Origin of the sequence: Flavobacterium omnivorum (assembly GCF_900099915.1) — a bacterium.
Lineage (GTDB): Bacteria > Bacteroidota > Bacteroidia > Flavobacteriales > Flavobacteriaceae > Flavobacterium > Flavobacterium omnivorum.
Window position 1 is genome coordinate 1 of record NZ_FNDB01000015.1, and the last position, 18,224, is coordinate 18,224.

General features: G+C 33.4%; 20 protein-coding genes. 14 read left to right on the plus strand and 6 right to left on the minus strand.

Annotation, left to right across the window (positions count from 1 at the left end):
- Window positions 1-195 precede the first annotated feature (195 nt).
- Window positions 196-921: a bacteriorhodopsin-like gene (locus tag BLS90_RS12675; protein WP_073353058.1), complete on the minus strand. Its 726-nt coding sequence runs from the start codon at window positions 919-921 to the stop codon at window positions 196-198.
- Window positions 922-1,032: 111 nt separating this feature from the next.
- Between BLS90_RS12675 and BLS90_RS12680 the strand changes: the two genes are divergently transcribed.
- Window positions 1,033-1,929 (plus strand): Brp/Blh family beta-carotene 15,15'-dioxygenase, encoded by an 897-nt coding sequence (locus BLS90_RS12680; RefSeq protein WP_091258270.1) that lies wholly within the window; start codon window positions 1,033-1,035, stop codon window positions 1,927-1,929.
- A 106-nt stretch (window positions 1,930-2,035) separates the two neighbouring features.
- Here BLS90_RS12680 and dnaK read toward each other — a convergent pair whose 3' ends face one another.
- Window positions 2,036-3,922, minus strand: a complete 1,887-nt coding sequence (gene dnaK, locus BLS90_RS12685; RefSeq protein WP_066077149.1) for a molecular chaperone DnaK — start codon at window positions 3,920-3,922, stop codon at window positions 2,036-2,038.
- Between the two features lie 796 nt (window positions 3,923-4,718).
- Between dnaK and BLS90_RS12690 the strand changes: the two genes are divergently transcribed.
- Together BLS90_RS12690 and BLS90_RS12695 are read left to right on the plus strand one after the other, a co-directional pair.
- Window positions 4,719-5,762: a tyrosine-type recombinase/integrase gene (locus BLS90_RS12690; RefSeq protein WP_091258272.1), complete on the plus strand. Its 1,044-nt coding sequence runs from the start codon at window positions 4,719-4,721 to the stop codon at window positions 5,760-5,762.
- Between the two features lie 148 nt (window positions 5,763-5,910).
- Window positions 5,911-6,927, plus strand: coding sequence for an STM3941 family protein (locus BLS90_RS12695; protein ID WP_091258274.1), 1,017 nt, complete (start codon window positions 5,911-5,913; stop codon window positions 6,925-6,927).
- 163 nt (window positions 6,928-7,090) lie between these two features.
- On the opposite strand, the gene BLS90_RS12700 is transcribed toward BLS90_RS12695, so the two are convergent.
- Entirely contained in the window at window positions 7,091-7,453 is a 363-nt protein-coding gene (locus BLS90_RS12700) for a MerR family transcriptional regulator (protein WP_091258276.1), read from the minus strand.
- A gap of 125 nt (window positions 7,454-7,578) precedes the next feature.
- Between BLS90_RS12700 and BLS90_RS12705 the strand changes: the two genes are divergently transcribed.
- The 9 genes from BLS90_RS12705 (at window position 7,579) to BLS90_RS12745 (ending at window position 14,595) form a co-directional block, all read left to right on the plus strand.
- Window positions 7,579-8,370 (plus strand): SDR family oxidoreductase, encoded by a 792-nt coding sequence (locus tag BLS90_RS12705; protein ID WP_091258278.1) that lies wholly within the window; start codon window positions 7,579-7,581, stop codon window positions 8,368-8,370.
- A 4-nt stretch (window positions 8,371-8,374) separates the two neighbouring features.
- Window positions 8,375-8,887, plus strand: a complete 513-nt coding sequence (locus BLS90_RS12710; protein WP_091258280.1) for a hypothetical protein — start codon at window positions 8,375-8,377, stop codon at window positions 8,885-8,887.
- Entirely contained in the window at window positions 8,877-9,344 is a 468-nt protein-coding gene (locus tag BLS90_RS12715) for an SRPBCC family protein (RefSeq protein WP_091258282.1), read from the plus strand. The genes BLS90_RS12710 and BLS90_RS12715 overlap by 11 nt, the downstream gene beginning before the upstream one ends.
- Before the next feature lie 293 nt (window positions 9,345-9,637).
- Entirely contained in the window at window positions 9,638-11,200 is a 1,563-nt protein-coding gene (locus BLS90_RS12720; RefSeq protein WP_175455483.1) for an IS1182 family transposase, read from the plus strand.
- 67 nt (window positions 11,201-11,267) lie between these two features.
- Window positions 11,268-12,098: a hypothetical protein gene (locus BLS90_RS12725; protein WP_091258284.1), complete on the plus strand. Its 831-nt coding sequence runs from the start codon at window positions 11,268-11,270 to the stop codon at window positions 12,096-12,098.
- A 183-nt stretch (window positions 12,099-12,281) separates the two neighbouring features.
- Window positions 12,282-12,683, plus strand: coding sequence for a hypothetical protein (locus tag BLS90_RS12730; RefSeq protein WP_091258286.1), 402 nt, complete (start codon window positions 12,282-12,284; stop codon window positions 12,681-12,683).
- A gap of 166 nt (window positions 12,684-12,849) precedes the next feature.
- Window positions 12,850-13,374, plus strand: coding sequence for a hypothetical protein (locus BLS90_RS12735; protein ID WP_139171424.1), 525 nt, complete (start codon window positions 12,850-12,852; stop codon window positions 13,372-13,374).
- Window positions 13,375-13,561: 187 nt separating this feature from the next.
- Window positions 13,562-13,975 carry a hypothetical protein gene (locus BLS90_RS12740; RefSeq protein WP_091258289.1) on the plus strand — a complete coding sequence of 138 codons (414 nt, stop codon included), beginning with the start codon at window positions 13,562-13,564 and terminating at the stop codon, window positions 13,973-13,975.
- 176 nt (window positions 13,976-14,151) lie between these two features.
- Window positions 14,152-14,595, plus strand: a complete 444-nt coding sequence (locus BLS90_RS12745) for a hypothetical protein (protein WP_091258291.1) — start codon at window positions 14,152-14,154, stop codon at window positions 14,593-14,595.
- Between the two features lie 253 nt (window positions 14,596-14,848).
- On the opposite strand, the gene BLS90_RS17240 is transcribed toward BLS90_RS12745, so the two are convergent.
- The 3 genes from BLS90_RS17240 to BLS90_RS17140 are packed head-to-tail and all read right to left on the minus strand — an operon-like array spanning window position 14,849 to window position 16,440.
- Window positions 14,849-15,208 (minus strand): transposase, encoded by a 360-nt coding sequence (locus BLS90_RS17240; protein ID WP_262488579.1) that lies wholly within the window; start codon window positions 15,206-15,208, stop codon window positions 14,849-14,851.
- 23 nt (window positions 15,209-15,231) lie between these two features.
- Complete coding sequence (locus BLS90_RS17245) at window positions 15,232-15,846, minus strand: transposase (protein ID WP_262488578.1); 615 nt, start codon at window positions 15,844-15,846, stop codon at window positions 15,232-15,234.
- A gap of 6 nt (window positions 15,847-15,852) precedes the next feature.
- Window positions 15,853-16,440: a transposase gene (locus tag BLS90_RS17140; RefSeq protein WP_245705107.1), complete on the minus strand. Its 588-nt coding sequence runs from the start codon at window positions 16,438-16,440 to the stop codon at window positions 15,853-15,855.
- Between the two features lie 122 nt (window positions 16,441-16,562).
- Here BLS90_RS17140 and BLS90_RS12755 point away from each other — a divergent pair, with 122 nt between their 5' ends.
- Both BLS90_RS12755 and BLS90_RS12760 read left to right on the plus strand, forming a co-directional pair.
- On the plus strand, window positions 16,563-17,021 hold the full coding sequence (locus BLS90_RS12755; protein ID WP_091258293.1) for a DUF1905 domain-containing protein: 459 nt from the start codon (window positions 16,563-16,565) through the stop codon (window positions 17,019-17,021).
- The gene (locus BLS90_RS12760) at window positions 17,021-17,698 is read left to right on the plus strand and encodes a DUF2461 domain-containing protein (protein WP_091258295.1); all 678 of its coding nucleotides are present in this window, start codon (window positions 17,021-17,023) and stop codon (window positions 17,696-17,698) included. The genes BLS90_RS12755 and BLS90_RS12760 overlap by 1 nt, the downstream gene beginning before the upstream one ends.
- Window positions 17,699-18,224: the final 526 nt, after the last annotated feature.

Below are 18,224 nucleotides of genomic sequence, written 5' to 3' on the forward strand. Positions count from 1 at the left end.
TATTTAGTTACCGCAGATTCGCAGATTTAAATTTTTTGTTAATCTGTGCATCTGCGGTTTCTTTTTTTTTAAAATCTTGTGATAGAATTACAGCCGAGCTTGTAAAACGGTGAAAAAATCGCATATTAATTTTACCCATAAAAAAAAACCGAACTATTTCTAGTTCGGTTATCAAATTAAAGATGAAAATAGGAATTAATCTTTAGAAGACTTAACAGCTAAACTGTAAATTACTAAACCAAACCCTATCTTATTGATAGCATCTGCAATGTTGTACACTACATCGATGTTACCCGCAGGGATAAATGAGTTGTACCATCCTGTTGTCCCCATCATATATCCTAATGGATAAATGGACCAACCTACTAGTACAAACCAACATAAAATTTTGTGTGCTTTAAGCACTTCTCCACCAGCTGCTGTAGCTAATTTTGATGCCTCACCTAACCAGATTTCATACACGATTAAGAAATAAGCAGCTCCGGAAATGAATCCCCATAAAGCAGCACTATCTGGAGCAATTACCTCTCCAATGTAACCTGTAACTAACATTACAATAGAATAGATAATCATCTTCCATAGTAATGATTGTTTGGCTCCCGCTACTTTTAGTATTAGGTAAAATTCCAAACACATTAATGGCACCGTTAGTACCCAGTCAACGTAACGGAAGAAAGTAGGCGATTCTCCAAATGAAGCCCAATAATCTCTCATGTAGAAATAATGTACCGCAGCAATAAAGGTAATTAAACCAGAAACTAATACTGAGGTTCGCCACTTTTTATCAAATTGGCTCAGTGATAAAAAGAAGAACGCTGATGCAGCCATCATAGCCATACAGCCTACAAAAAAAGTAAATCCAACATAATCAGTAGGTAACATTTTCCCAACTAATCCTGAAATAAACATAAAATTTGTCATAAAAATTAATTTTAAATGGTTTTGTTTAACCAAATATATGAAAAGTTAAACGATAAAAAAAACATTTTTGTTTATTATTTTTTACCTAATTTTAAACAATAATTAAATTAAATGAAAAATTATTCAAATATCGCAATAGTAGCTAGCTTTTTCGGATTATGGATGGATTCCTTTTTATCCACCAGGATGCAAATACTATCGGGTTTCCTTTTGATCTTTACCTTTGGAATTTTACATGGCGCAAATGATTTACTCCTAATTAAAAATACAAACACGATAAAGCAAACCAATTCTCGATTTAAAATACTAGCGTATTACGTAATGGTTGTTTTAGCAGGGATACTTTTATTTTACATTATTCCGCAAGTAGCACTTTTACTCTTTATCATAGTGAGCGCAAATCATTTTGGAGAACAGCAATGGCAAAATTTAGAACAAGACTTTCCAACTTGGCTCCTATTACTATTCCACTTTTTTTACGGACTTGTTATTTTGCTCTTGTTATTTAATTTTCACACCATTCAAGTGCAGAACATCATCTTTAAAATAGCAAATATGCTTGTACCGCTTCCCTACTTTTGGATAGCATTGCAGGTTTCAGTAGTCACTTTCCTATGCTTAAGCGCCTATTTTTATTGGAAATCAGAAAAAATTAGAAAAAAATTACTGGTAGAGCTCTTTTTTTTACTGCTCTTTGCGATCCTTTTTAAATCTTCCAGTCTAATATGGGGATTTGCAATCTATTTTGTTTTGTGGCACAGTATTCCTTCTATAATTGACCAAATTAAGTTTTTAAATGGCTCCTTTTCTAGTACCTATTTTGTTGCCTATTGTCGAGCAGCAGGAGTTTACTGGCTAATCTCCATTGTAGGGATTGCACTGATCTATTTTATATTTAGAGAAGAGCAGCTTTTCAATGCTTTATTTTTCTCTTTCTTGGCTGCCATCACTTTTCCACATGCAGTTGTGATCACAAGGATGTTTGGCACAAAACAAACTACAAAATAGAGGCATAAAAAAAACCGAGCCATTGCTGACTCGGTTTCTCCTAATTATGATCCCGATAAAAATCGAGATAAGTGATTCACATCCCGATATATCGGGAGTTTGCTACTTATTTTACTTCTTCAAATTCAACGTCTTCAACATTGTCACCTTGAGCTGCATCCCCTTGAGGTTGTGCTTCTTGTTGACCTTGTTCTCCTTGAGCATACATTGCTTCAGTAGCTGTTTTCCAAGCTGCGTTGATGTTGTCAAGAGCCGTTTGAATTGCAGGAATGTCTTGAGATTGGTGTGCCATTCTCAATTCAGTCAATGCATATTCTACTGCCACTTTGTTATCGTCAGATAATTTAGCTCCTAGTTCTTTCAATTGCGTTTCAGTTTGGAAAATCATTCCATCTGCTTCGTTCAATTTTTCAGCTCTAGATCTTGCAATTTTATCAGACTCAGCGTTAGCTTCAGCATCTTGTTTCATTCTTTCGATTTCTTCAGATGTTAATCCAGAAGAAGCTTCGATACGAATATCGTGAGATTTACCAGTTCCTTTGTCAGTTGCTGAAACTTTGATGATACCATTAGCATCAATATCAAAAGTTACTTCAATTTGTGGAACCCCTCTTGGTGCTGGTGGAATACCGTCTAAGTTAAAACGACCGATAGTTTTGTTATCAGCAGCCATTGCTCTAGCGCCTTGCAATACGTGCAATTCAACTGTTGGTTGAGAATCTGCAGCGGTAGAGAAAACTTGAGATTTTTTAGTTGGAATAGTAGTATTAGACTCAATTAATGTAGTCATAACGCCACCCATAGTTTCGATACCTAAAGATAAAGGTGTAACGTCAAGTAACAATACATCTTTTACATCTCCAGAAAGAACTCCACCTTGAATAGCTGCTCCAATTGCAACAACTTCATCAGGGTTAACTCCTTTAGATGCTTTTTTACCAAAGAATTTTTCCACTTCTTCAGCAATTCTTGGCATACGAGTAGAACCTCCTACAAGGATCACTTCGTCAATATCAGAAACTGTTAAATTAGCATCTTTAAGCGCTTTAGCAACTGGTGCCATAGAACGTTTTACTAATGCATCAGTTAATTTTTCAAATTGTGCTCTAGTTAATTTTTTAACTAAGTGTTTTGGTCCTGAAGCTGTAGCCGTTACGTATGGTAAGTTGATTTCAGTTTCAGCAGAAGAAGACAATTCAATTTTTGCTTTCTCAGCAGCTTCTTTCAAACGTTGCAAAGACATTGGATCTAAACGCAAGTCAATCCCTTCTTCCGTTAAGAAATCAGCAGCTAACCAATCAATAATTTCATGGTCAAAATCATCTCCACCTAAGTGAGTGTCTCCGTTTGTAGACAATACTTCAAAGACTCCGTCTCCTAATTCAAGAACAGAAATATCAAATGTACCTCCACCTAAATCGTAAACAGCAATTTTTTGATCTTTTCCTTTTTTATCTAAACCATAAGCAAGTGCAGCTGCTGTAGGCTCGTTGATAATACGCATTACTTTAAGACCTGCAATTTCACCCGCTTCTTTCGTAGCTTGACGTTGTGCATCATTAAAGTAAGCAGGAACCGTAATAACCGCTTCTGTAACTGTTTGACCTAAATAGTCTTCAGCAGTTTTTTTCATTTTTTGAAGAGTCATTGCTGACAATTCTTGAGCAGAGTATAAACGACCATCAATATCCACACGTGGCGTATTGTTGTCCCCTTTTACAATTTTGTATGAAACTCTTTTGGCTTCAGCCGAAACTTCACCAAAACCACGTCCCATAAAACGTTTGATAGAAGCAATAGTCTTAGTTGGATTAGTTACCGCTTGTCTTTTAGCAGGATCTCCTACTTTAATTTCCCCACCTTCAACAAAAGCGATGATAGATGGTGTTGTTCTTTTTCCTTCTGCATTAGGAATAACAACTGCTTCATTACCTTCCATTACAGAAACACAAGAGTTGGTCGTACCTAAATCAATTCCGATTATTTTACCCATTTTTAATATATTTAATTTTATTGTATACTAGTTTTAATGACTCGAAGTCGATAAGTCAATCTTTGTGCCAATACAAAACCACCTATTAAATTGTCAGTTTATGTTAAAATTGGCGTAAAAAAATCTGACAAGATGACATTTCAGGAGCTAATCCTGCTGTTCGTTGCAATCTCTGGCTGGGTTGGCTTTTTTTTCAAGGCCACAAAGGTGCTTCCGCTGGTCGCTCTTTGTAGCCAGAAAAAAAACAGCCACCCAAAGCCACAGGATTTTCACTGCCATCAGGGCTAAAAATTAAGTACCAAAGAATTTCAGTAGCGCGCTGCTACTCGATTAAAATGCACCTCCAACATATAAATTATACAATCACTACACCTTACCTATCTTTTTATACCTATGAGCAGTAAACCTACAACAACAAAACTAAAGACTTACATCACTTATATGGTAAACCACCTCCATATATGTCAAATAAACACAACATTTTACACAACCTTTTTTACCTGAGCAGTTGGACCTATTTAATGTCATACTATAAAATGAGTGAAATAATATTTAACAGAGGAGTCATATAAGCATTAAACCTTAAATGACCTTATTGTTGTTTAAGGTATATAAGCCTAACAAATGAAACTTAAATGACTTATATGGTAAAAAAAATGCACCATTGTTTTATTCTTATTGCTTACAACTAGCCAACACAAAAAATTACAGCCAAAAACGTACATGACTTATATGGTAAATCAAAACCTACTACTAGATTAAAAATCAATATCTTTAGTTTTTTAATTCGCCCATTATGAACTGGTCTGCAAAACTACTCACACACAAAAACGAAAAACGAATAGCCGTTTATTTCAACAAAAATGCCGAATTCATTGCCCGAATCAAACAAATTGACGGCGCACGATGGAGCCAATCTCTAGTAGCATGGCATTTGCCTGATACGGAAAATAACCGATTGCGATTTAAAATAAAACCAACATCCCACACCGTACCCTCTCTAGAAGGCATAGCACAAATAGAAAAGTTCACACAATGGCTATCCTCAAAAAGATATAGTCCCAGCACTATAAAAACATACAGTGAAGCATTAAAATCGTTTTTGGTTTTTTATCGAGAAAAAGCAATCCAAGAAATATCAAATGATGATGTAATCATTTACACTAATGACTACATCCTAAAAAATAATTTATCTGCTTCCTACCAAAACCAAATCGTAAATGCCATAAAATTATATTTCAAAACAGTTCGTGAAACCAAAGTAGAAATAGAAAAAATACACCGCCCAAAACGAGCCAAGTTATTACCCAATGTATTGAGTAAAGAAGAAATAAAATTAATCTTGAATGCCCACAGCAATATCAAACATAAAATGATGCTTTCGTTAATTTACAGTTGTGGCTTGCGTTGTGGCGAATTATTGGCTTTGCAACCTAAACATATTGACTCAAAAAGGAATATTGTACTACTAAAAAATGCCAAAGGTCAAAAAGACAGAATTGTACCCCTAAGTCCTAAAATATTAGAAATGTTACGGGACTATTATAAAGTATTTAAACCCACCACTTATTTGTTTGAGGGACAAACAGCAGGTATAAGCTACGATTCAAGAAGTTTACAATTAGTATTAAAACAAGCTTTGCACAAAGCAAGAATAACAAAACCCGCTACTTTACACTGGTTGCGACACAGCTTTGCGACGCATTTATTAGAAAGTGGTACTGATTTAAGATATATACAAGAATTATTAGGACATAGTAGCAGTAAAACAACTGAAATATACACACATGTTAGCACGAAAAGTATCCAACAAATAAAAAGTCCTTTTGATGACTTGTAAGAAAATTTTAGTATATTTGGAAGCAAGTAAAACGAAACAAACCTTCGCCAATCTACCCAAATATGGGGTGATACACGAAGGTTTGTTTCGCCTATATACTAGTTGGTGGCAATATTTTCGCAACTCGTAGAAAAAGACAAAATCAAAAATGACAGAACTAAAACTATACAAATCTAACTCGAAAGGAATAAAAATCCTTGCTTTGTGTTTACCTTTTGTATTAATTGGAATTTGGATGATTTCTGAAAAGCAAAATGGAACTTTTGATTATTATATGGGTTGGTTTATTGCTTCTTTTTTTGGTTTGGGAATTCCAATTAGCATTTTTACTTTATTAGACAAAAGACCTCAAATTATAATAAATGAAAATGGAATTTGGGACAGAACAACAAAACAGAAAGAAATCAAATGGGAACAAATTAAGGAGTCTTATTTGATAGATATTTATAATCAAAAATTTATATCAATAGTTGTCGACGAAACATTTGTATTCAAAAAAAATACTTTTAGTTGGTTAAATAAACTCAATAAATATGTTGGTGCTCAAGAATTGAATATAAATTTAAGTCAAATCAAAATTGACGAAAATAAACTGACAGATTTTATCAACCATATTAGAGTTTCAGAAAAATATCAACGAAATAATCTAATCAAAAACTTCAATTCTAACTTATTATTAAGTACAGTTTCAAATAGTCAAAAATATTTTGCTTATTCGCTAATTTTAATTTGTATGCTTATTGTTTCCTTAAGCAATTTTTATATGTTTTGGGTAATTATGATTACGATGGGAATTGGAGGTTTAATAGCAAGATGGTATAGAGGAATAAATAATAATTCTAACTTAAGAAAATACTCTGAACTAATTGCCTATTTAGGTTTTGCAAATATGGTTATAATTGGTCTTGCTTTTAAAACTTATGATTACACTACAAATAAAATTGGAATTAAATTAACAAATAAAATAGAAACTTATAAAACTGAATATGGAAATTATCCAAATGAAATAAAAACGTTAAGCGAAAAACTCAATTTAAACCTAATTGAAAAATATATTGCCGACAAAATAGTCTACAAAAAAACAGAAAATGAATATATTTTAGAACTTAAATTCTTAAATCACAACTTGAAAGAATTTGACAATGAACTAAAGGAATGGGATTAATACTGCCACCAACAGGCGTTTGGCAAGATTGCGAATTTTGTAGTAAATTCACGTTTACATTTCGCAAGAAATTTTATCTTTGATAGAAAATAATCAGTTCCGAAGTTCGCAACCTCGCCAAGCGCCGGAACGTTGGGCGTCATTCTACCGGACCGCAGAAAACCTAACATTCACCATTTAGGACATCTTTTTTATACTCACTGATTAATCGTTTCATCTCTTTCAAATCCTTAATTTTTTGGTCAAGCGAAACCAACTTTTCATCCAGAAAAGCCAATTTTTCGTTTTTTGACAATTTATTGCTGTACCAAGCATCAATTAGTTGTGCAATTTCACTAATTGTATATCCTATTGCTTTTGCATCACGAATTAATTCCAATTTTTCAACTGTTTCTTCATCGTAATGAAAATAGTTATTTGACTTTATGTTTTCATCACGAACACCTTTTATCAACCCCGACTTTTCATAAAATCGAATTGTGTGTGCAGTAATAACAGTTCGTTTCGACAATTCATTTATCAGCATTTCCTATGTTTTTTTTTGGCAAAGATAAATTATTATTAAAATAATCACAAGTATAGACTATACTCTAACGTTGTAGGTTTAAGAATATTGCTTTAGGTTTGCAGAAATTTAAAAATAATTTCAAAATGACAAAGACAATTTTAATTACAGGAGCAGGTCACGGATTTGCAAAAACAACTGCTTTTATTTTAGCAGAAAAAGGACATAATGTTATTGCAACAGCAGAAATTTGGCCACAAGTAACAGAACTTAAAGCTGAAGCAAAAGCGAAAAATCTTACCAATTTGACAATAGAAAAACTAGATATAACCAAACAAAGAGAAAGAGAATATTTAATTGAAAAGTACGACATTGATGTTTTATTCAGCAACGCAGGACTTATGGAAGCAGGACCAATTGGCGAACAACCACTTGATTTAATCCGCTCTATGTTTGAAATCAATGTGTTTTCAGCTTTAGAATTTGCACAAGGATTTATAAAAAAAATGGTTACTAAAAAATCAGGTAAAATTGTATTCACTTCTTCAATGGGTGGTTTGCTAACTGTTCCATACGCATCGGCTTATTGTGCTACAAAACACGCTTTGGAAGCTATAGCAGAAGGATTAAAAGTGGAGTTAGAACCGTTCAACATCAAAATTGCTACGGTAAATCCAGGTGCTTTTGACACAGGTTTTAATGACAGAGGAATGGACAGCATCAGACATTGGTACAACCCAAAAACGAACTTTACATCAGAGACAATTTTTGCAGGATTTGAAGAAATGTTATCTCAACAATTTGACCCACAAATGATGGTTGACGTAATTGTAGATGTTATTCTTTCAGACAATCCAAATTTCAGAAATGTTTGTCCACAGCCTGTTGAGGATTATATCAAACAACTACAAGCTGATGCTTGGACTTTAAAAAGTTAAGAAAATGGAAGCAATAAAAACTTATTTTAATGCTGAAAAAGCCGAAAGCCTATTATTCATAGGTTTCGGCATTTTTGCAATTATTTTATCCGTTTATCTTTATTTCTTTGTAAAAGATAGTTTTTGGAAAGGATTAGCTATTCCATTAGTCTTTTTTTCATTGATACAAATTATTATTGGAACAACAATCTTTACAAGAAGTCCAAAGGACAATTTAAAAGTAGAAAACATTTTAAAATATGAACCACAAAAAATTCAATTAGAAGAAATTCCAAGAATGGAAAAAGTAATGAAAAATTTTGTTCTTTATCGCTATTTTGAAATTGCAATGATTTTTTTAGGCATCATCTTAATGTATGCTTTATCAAATTATGGCTTTTGGAAAGGCTTTGGTTTAGGTCTTTTTATTCAATGTGCAGTTTTGCTTTCATTAGACTTTTTCGCTGAAAAAAGAGGACATTTTTACATCGAACATTTACAATCAATCAATCAAAAAATTCAGAATAATGACAAATAATAAAATTACAAAACACTCAACATTTAAAAGAAGTGTTTATACTGAAATACTAATAAACGCACCAATCGAAAAAGTTTGGCGTGAACTAACCAACTTCAAAGAAATGCCAACTTGGAGTAAATCGTTACAAAAAATTGAAGGCGATTTTAGAAAAAATGGACAAACCGATGTTCATTTTATGGACAATAAAGGCAAAGTTGGTATTTATAAACACGAACTTATACACTTTGAAGAAGGAAAATTATTTGGTTGGAGCGACCCATTTATTTTAGGCATAACAGACAACCATAAATATCAATTGGAGAAAATATCAGAAAATCAAACGAAATTCATTCAATCAGACGAAGCGAATGGATTTGCCACTTTATTTATGGGTAATTTCATTATGAACTTTTTCTTAAAAAGCTACACAGAATTTAATCAGACGTTGAAAAACAGAATAGAAAATAAAAGTTAAGTAAAAATAGCGGAAGAAAAAGAACGAACGCCCAACAGCGGTTTTGCAATAGTGGGGCTTTAGTGCTTAATTGAACATTTGTGCTTATATTTGGCATCGATGTTTGATTGAGCATTTGTGCTTTTAATTCCCCACCATCGCAAAGCCACGGGACGTCAAACTGTCTCAAAACCTCTTCTTTTTACGCATATATTTTAACCCAAATTTTCTTCTTAAATACTTGCGTAGCTCCTTGAAATACCGTACTTTTAAGTGTGATTTTCATCCCGTGAATCACTCTTAAACCAAGGCGAATGATAAAACACATCACAGGAGAAGACAGAAGCCAAATACCTCTTTTTGTAGCCTCGCTCGAAGAGACCATCGCACAGGACAACCAAGTGCGTCTCATTGATGCTTTTGTAGATAGTTTAAACCTTGACGAATTGGGCTTTAAACTCAAAACTGATACTAACGGTAGACCGCCGTATCATCCCGCGCAATTGCTCAAACTTTACCTCTATGGCTATCTCAATAAAGTGAGGTCTTCTCGAGATTTAGAAAAAGAATGCCTGCGCAATACCGAAGCCATGTGGCTCTTGTGTAAGCTCGCCCCTGATCACAACACCATTGCTAGCTTTAGAAAAAACAATACAAAAGGCATTCAAAGAGTTTTTCAGGCTACGGTGAAAATTGCTTCGCATTTTGAACTCATTGGGGGTACTTTACTAGCTGGTGACAGCACCAAACTCAGAGCGCAAAACTCCAAGAAAAACAACTTCAACTCCAATAAAATTGAGCGTCACCTCAAGCACATTGACAATAAACTCCAAGAATATAATTTGGCTCTAGCCAAAGAAGACGGGGATTTAGAACTCAAAAAAAGTATCGTTAAAAAGGTCAAAAAACACAGCGCTCAAAAACAAAAATATCTTGGATATCAAAACACCATTGACACCACTGGAGTGACACAAATATCTACTTCGGATCCTGATAGTCGCCAAATCATGACCAGAAACAACATCTCTGAAGTGGCCTACACGGTACAAACCACTGTAGATGCACTGCACAACATTCCTATTGATTTTAAAGTTACCAATGAAAATGATTCTAAAGCAATGGGCGGCATGCTGCGCCGGGCCAAAACCATCGTAGGACACAACAATTTTACCGCTATTTATGACAAAGGCTATTACACTGGAAGTGAATTTGATTATGCCAACAGGCTCAATATTGATGTTCTGGTTGCCATTCCAGCTGTATCAGCTCATGCGCCCGATACGGCTTTTGATGTCGAGCATTTTAAATACCATAAAGATACCGATACCTATACTTGTCCTGCCAATCAAACCCTAACCACAAACGGAAATTGGTACAACAAAACAAACGGAAAGTCGATAACCCAGATGAAGCATTACAAAACAACGGCTTGCTTGAGTTGTTCGTTTTTTGACAAATGCACCAAAAATAAAAAAGGCAGACTCATAGAACGCTCTCAGTATGCCGATTTAATCTATGAAAACAAGCTCAGAATCCAAAACAACTATGAGATCTATCGCAGGCGGCAAGCTATTGTAGAACATCCTTACGGAGTAATTAAAAGACAATGGGGATTTTATTATATCATGACCAAGAAAACTATAAAACACGCCTCGGCTGATGTTGGATTGATCTTCACTGCCTACAACCTGCGCAGACTCTTGAACCTGATTGACCCAATTGAGTTCAAACAGTACCTAAAAGCACTGCCCTTGTTTTTTAATAATTATGCGAAGCATTTTAAGGCGTTTTACAGCTCTGTTTTTTGGGCTGCACACCAAACCACTTTTTACAGAAAGTTGTTTTTTTGTAGTTTAAATCAACTATATTTACGCTGACAAATAAATAAATGGAGGTTTTGAGACAAACTGACGTTGGCAGTAATATTCCCGAAAAAAACCGAAAATGAAAATAAAAGTTGGAAATTGGAAAATTGATTCCAATACTTTAGTTAGAGTTGAATGGAAAAAATATTATCCAAAACTAATTGTTCACGAGAAGTATGAAAAGTATGTCAAATGGACATTAAGAGCTTTAACAGTAATTGGAATACTATTGAGTTTTTTAATTCTTCCATACGAAGTTGGAATCATTTTAACATTTATACTTTTCTTCATTGGGAGATTCTTTGAAAAAACACTTTTTGAATATTCTGTAATGATTCTTCAACCATTTTCAACTTTTGAAGTTGAATATGACCAATGGCTAACAAATGGTTATTTTTTATTAAATCCTGAAATTCCAAAAGAAAATGGATATTTGAATTACTTTGGACCTGCATATGCGGAAAAAGAATATGCAATTAAGTTTTTTAAATATATTAAATCTTGGAATTTAGATGAAGATATTGACGAAGACAATAATATCTGTATTTCGTTCATTTTAGAGGAAGATTCAAGTTATTCAACATTTCTTTATTCAAATCCAAAACGAAAATGGATAAATAATATGTTTAACGAATATGAAAATGCAATGAAAGTTGAAAAATATGGAAAAAGCCAACAATCAACTTTAATTCAAATGATTTATTGGAATAACTTAAAGATCAGTAATGGAATGTTTTTTACCAAATTTTTAGATCAACAAAAAAATAACGAAAATTTCTTCTTTGCACCTTTTTACATTGAAAATAAACAACCAGTATTAATTGACGAATTGAAGATTCTAAAAATGGATTATAAAGTAAAACATAGAAAAGAATTAACAAAAACAGAAACCGAGTATTATTACAAATAAATACTACTGCCAACAGCGGTTTGGCGCAATTGGGGTTTTAGGCTTTATCAAAGTTGGTTTTGTGTTTGGAAGTTGGTTTTTAAATCGATACATTTGGCTAACCAAATCCCCAACTGACGCCAAGCCTCGGGACGTTACCTGCTAGTTTAACACAAAATTCATCCAAAACAGAAATTAGAAAATATGTTTAAATCACAAGAATTATACTTAATCCAAAAACTTCTAAACAAAATTAAATATTCTGAATTTGAAGTTTCTGAATTTGATGATTTTGCATACAGCCCTATTACTAATGAAATTTTAGAAAAACTTAATCTCTATTTTGACGAAAAAAATGCGGGAACTCATTTAGCCAAAAACAATAGCAAAAGTCATTTTGAGTTTGATAATCAAATCGGAATTGCTATCCGAAATAGATTTAAACAAATTGATGATAATTATATGACAGTTATTTCAAAATGGACATACTTGGAAACTGAAAAATTTGCTGTAGACATTATTGGACCTATTGCTTTTGAAAAAGTAGAATTAGATAAATTAACTGAATATATAACCGAACTTGCTAAAGAGAAAACCAGCAGGTAACAGCCACTACAACGGATTTGGGCATTGGACGTAATGGAAAGTTGGTTTTGTATTTGGAAGATTTGGCAAATCCGAAAATAGAGCTTAATTTAATCCCAAACCCGCTGTAGTGCCAGAACGTTAGCGGATATTTTCGAGAAACAACACGAAATTAAAAATGAAAAAAATGACCTATTTAATTATTGGAACTTTAATAATCGGCGTTATAGCTTATTTGTATACTAATTCAAAAAAAACAAACAACAATCCTGAAGTTGAAAATAACTTAACAGAAAAATCTCAACCTAGAACTGAATTTGATCATTCTCTAAATGATAGTTTAACTTACTCTGAAAAACTAAACAAAACCAAGGAATTATATCCATTCGCAAAATGGAGAGAGAATTTTTTTGAGTATCAAATGGAACAATATACAGAGGAAAATTGTAATGAAGCAAAAGGAATATTTGACAATTTAATATTCAAACTTATCACATTAGGTGAAAATGGAAACAAAAATGAAAAGGAAAAATATTTTGAAATAGCGATTAATTCACTAAACAAATTGAATGAGAAAGATGAAGGAATTATTGAAACAGGTGAAAGAGAAGATTTATGTGAACTTATTGACCAAATAACTCTTGCGTCAGGTTTAAAACCAAAAGATTATGCCGACGGTGAAGGAATTGCTGACTTATGGAGAGAATGGTAATAAAAAACATCCGCTAACAGCCGTTACACAAGATTTGGGCATTAGGTTGAATTTAAAGATGGTTTTGTACTTGGAAAATTTGTGTTTAACCGAAAAACCTCGCATCTTTAATCCCAAACCTCGTGTAGCGCCAGAACGTTATGCGACATATTAGAAAAAAACGTAAATAATCAAATTTAGATTTTAAATGAAGAAAATTTTATACTTAACATTAGGTTTATTTTTTGGAATATACTTTAACACAAAAGCGCAAAATATATCACAAACCAAAACCGAATTGAACAAAGCTTTATGTAAAACTTGGAAAGCAGATTATGCAGTGATGAATGGAATGAGAATAAATCAATTACCAAATAATATTGCCTTTGAATTCGAGTTTAATTCTGACAACACCTATTTAGTAATCAAAGAAAAAACTAAACAAAAAGGAAAATGGACTTTTAATGAAAATAAAAAATACATTGACCTTGCAATCAATAACAAAACAAATTCACGTATAACTAAAATCACTGAAAATGAACTCATCTTGGTGTTAGTTTCTGACGGAAAAAGCAATCCTTCTGGTTTACCAAATATGGAAGTATATTGCAAAACTAAATAGAAAATACGTCGCATAACAGCCACTACAACGGATTTGGGCAATTGGCTTAATGGAAAGTTGGTTTTGTATTTGTTATGATTTGGCAAATCCTAAAATAGGGTTTAATTTAATCCCAAACCCGCTGTAGTGCCAAGACGTTAGGCACAATAATAACCGACGACAAAAAAGTGAGAATAATGAAAATAAATCTAAAATTTTTTACTTTTAAAATTCTAATACTTACCCTTTTTTTGGGCCTGACTTCGGGTTTTAAAACGAGTGACCAATTATCAAAAGAACAAGCAATTAAACTCGCAGAAAAATTTATTGTGGACAATGGTTATACTTCATTACCTGGCGATAAATCAAAATTAAGTTATGAATTGTTTGACAGTGAAAACAATGTTGACAATATATTAAAAGGCAGACACAACAGTCTTAATCCAAAAGCATTTTGCATAAGTGAAGACACCGACAGATGGAATGTTGGTTTCTTGTCTTCAAGTGTCGACAAAACTAAACTTAACTCTTCTCAGAGAAAGTCGAACTTAAAAGGGCGCGCAGTTATAGTGATGAAAAGCGGAAATGAAATTCGAATTGCACATAAAGAACCTCTCTTTTCATACTTTGAAAAATTGTGAAAAATATTGAATTAACTAACAGCCTAAAATTACTGTGCCTAACACACGCTACAAGCAATTTGGGTATTAGGCTTAATTTGAAATTGGTTTTGTATTTGGAAGATTTGGCAAATCCGAATAATGGGCTTAATTTAGTCCCAAACTGCTTGTAGCGCGGGAACGTCAGGCTGTGAAAAAACCTCTTTTTTCTAATATAATCTTCAAATTTCACGGCGCCACAATTCAAATAAAGCCTTTTAAGAAGGCTCTTTTTTTAGGCTGCAAATTTAGTTTGATGAAAAATAAAGTCTAATTGTGGCTTTATGCGCTTCGTTTTTAGACAAAACAAGACTTTTGCCTTGTAAGGTGAGTTCCATTTTTTGAGTTTGGCAATAAGATCGGGAACGCCCAGGATATTGATACTGCGTTTGATGTTATACACCAGCATAATCAGGCTGTGTTCTCCGTTTACTTTTTCTAGTCCCGTTAAATTAGTGTGGTTATAGCCCCATTGTCGCTTGATGGTTCCAAAGATATGCTCGTTAATCTCCTGTCGCTTTCGGTAGAGTTGCGCATTTGCATGGTAACGCTTGTTGTTTTCTTCTACGGCATCGGCATATTGACTTCGGTCGATTTACTCAATTTCATATTTGTTTTTTAATGGTTTTCGTGATTCGCTTCGCTTAATTCTCTGCCTGCCGCTCTACTAGTACATAAATGTTTTACGGGACATTCTTTGCATTTTGGGGTTCGGTATTTTTTAAAATTATAGCTGTCTTTATCTGTAGTTTTCTTATGCCAACTGCCTGTAGTTTTTAGTATTTCGCCCTGCGGACATGTATAGGTATCGGTGTCTTTATTGTATTGAAATTGGGCTACCAAATAATCCTTAGTCGTACCGTTTTCGTTACTTTTTCCTTGTTCTGGCTGGGCTACAATGGTAGTGATGTTGGCTTGTTTGCAAATTTCTATTTGTTTGCCATTATGATAGCCTTTGTCCACGAGTGCGGTATAGGTTTCTATACCTAGATTCTCTTTGGCTTCTATGGCAATAGCTGACAAAGCACTGCGATCATTCTTGTTGATGGTGTGCGTGGCCACTACAAGATTATGTTTAGCATCGACTGCGGCTTGAAGATTGAATGAGATTTCAACTACTTGTCCTTGCACTAATAAGGCTCTGGCATCGCTATCGGTAGAACTTATTTGAGGCTCGCCACTGGCTTTTAGTTTTTCTTCCAGTTGCTCATAACGCAATTTGTTCCCTTTCAATCGGTCTCACTTTTGTTGGATATTTTGGATTTTAGCGGGGTTATCTTTGGCGTCATTTTCTTCCAAAGCATTTAAGTATTTTTGGGTTTTTACTTCAATATAATCCACATGTTTGTCAATTTTCTTTTGGTTGAAATTGGCTTTCTTGCTATTGTGGGCTCGGCTTTTGGTGCCATCGATCGCAATGGTTTCACAGCCTATTAAATCAGCATCTTTTAAAAAAAGAACATAGAGTTTGAATAGCTTTTTCAAGGCAATGGGATTACTCTTTCTAAAATCGGAAATACTGTGGTAATTAGGACGGATATCTTCTAAAAGCCACTGCAGTTCTATGTTTCTCAAACATTCTTTTTTTAGTTTGCGACTACTTCTTAATCCATTGAGATAACCGTATAAATAGATTTTTAGAAACACTTTACTATTGAAACTCGGGCGACCTTCGGTCTTGAGCGTTTTTACGGCAAAATCGAGCTTAGAGAGGTCAAAAAACTCTACAAAGGCATCTATAAATCGCACTTGGTTATCGGGACTTATAGTATCTTCTAAACTTGAAAAACGCATTTGCTGACGGGAAATACCTATGATGTGTTGCATTCTTAAAAATACGAAAAATCTTCTTTTTGTACAAGTATTTTGTTATATTTGAGCATAAATACAACGGAGGTTTTTTCACAGACTGACGTCAACAGATAGGTTAAAAAAAACGAGACGAAAAAATGGACTATATCATAAAAGACGAAAAACTCGAGTTAATATACGAACACGGAAAAGGTGCTTGGACTTATCATTTGAGAATTCCAAATTCAAAAAACATTGAGGGAAAATGGGGCGAAATAGTAGTTTCAGGATTCATTGATAACTTTGAAATTAGTAGAAGACAACTTGCACCAATTAAAGGAGAAGATAAAATGCTTTCTGTAAATAGTGAAATACGTAAAGCAATCAATAAAAAAGGTGGTGAAATTGTTACGGTTTCTCTATATTTATTAAAGAAAAAAGAAGGAATAACTGAAAAACAAATTTTAGAAACTTTCAAAGAATCAGAAGTTTTAGAGGCTTATAAAAAACTAAATGAAACTGAAAAAAATGAAATTTTAGAAAGCATTATTTCACAAAAAGTTGAAGAGAAACAAATCAAAACAATTATAAAACACATAGATAAATTAAGCAAATAATGATTAAACAAACGTCTTTAAATTTTTTAAAAGAACTGAAAAAAAATAACTCAAAAGAGTGGTTTGAACAAAACAAAATAATTTATCAAGACTACAAAGATGATATTATTTCGTTTACAGACAGTTTATTAACAGAATTAGCAAAAATTGACTTATCAATAGCAAATGCAGATTTAATTCCTAAAAAATGCTTAACCAGAGTAAACAGAGATTTGCGATTTTCAAAAGACAAAACACCATATAAAAACTATGTTTTAGTAGTTCTTAATAAAAATGCTCGACACGGAAATACAGCAGGATATTTTATCCACATCGAACCAGGTAATATAATGGTCGGCGGAGGAATTTGGCAAACAACACCTGAATATTTAAAAAAAATTCGCAAAGAAATAAGTTATTCATACGAGGAAATTAACGGTATAATTTCGAGTAAAATATTTCAAGATACATTCCCAAGCGGTATTCAAGGTGAAAACAAATTAAAAAAATTCAATAATTTCTCTGAAAAAAGAGAGGACGTTATTGAATTACTTAAAATGAAAGGATTTTGTACCAAAGAAAATATAAATGACGATGTTGTAACAAGTGCAGATGCAATAAAAATTATTATTACCTATTTTAAAACCACAAAACCATTAATTGAATATCTAAATAAAGCAATAGAATTTGAAGAATAAAGCCCATCCGCTAACAGCTAGGGATTCGCTGCGTGCGTAGCAAGAACAATGAATTATAATCACCGAATACCAACAAAAATTAATTCAATGAGGTAAACCCGGGTTGAACAGGCTGTCCCGTTTTTACGGGAGAACAGATTGTACGTACGTTAACACTATGGAGTTGTCGTAAAGGTTTTAGAAAGAATTATAAGAGGCAAACGAGCCTCTTTTTTTTGGAGTGTTTTCTGCTTGGTTTTTTTCGTGTTTTCGATCACTTTGGAATACAAGTTACCTTATCCGTAAATTAGCGTTAACGGGGAATGGTGTTTTGGCTACCACCAAAATACCCGATACTTCGTATATCTGATTTTTCGAACAACGATAGCGCGGATTTGCAATCCGTGCCCACAAAGAGAATGATTGAGCGAGAAATTATGCCGATTTAGAGTGTGAAATAGAAGTGGTTTTATTAGAATTATTTCGATATTATTTACGGGCACGGATTGCAAATCCGTGCTATCGAAGTTTGTTCGTCTTCAGTGCA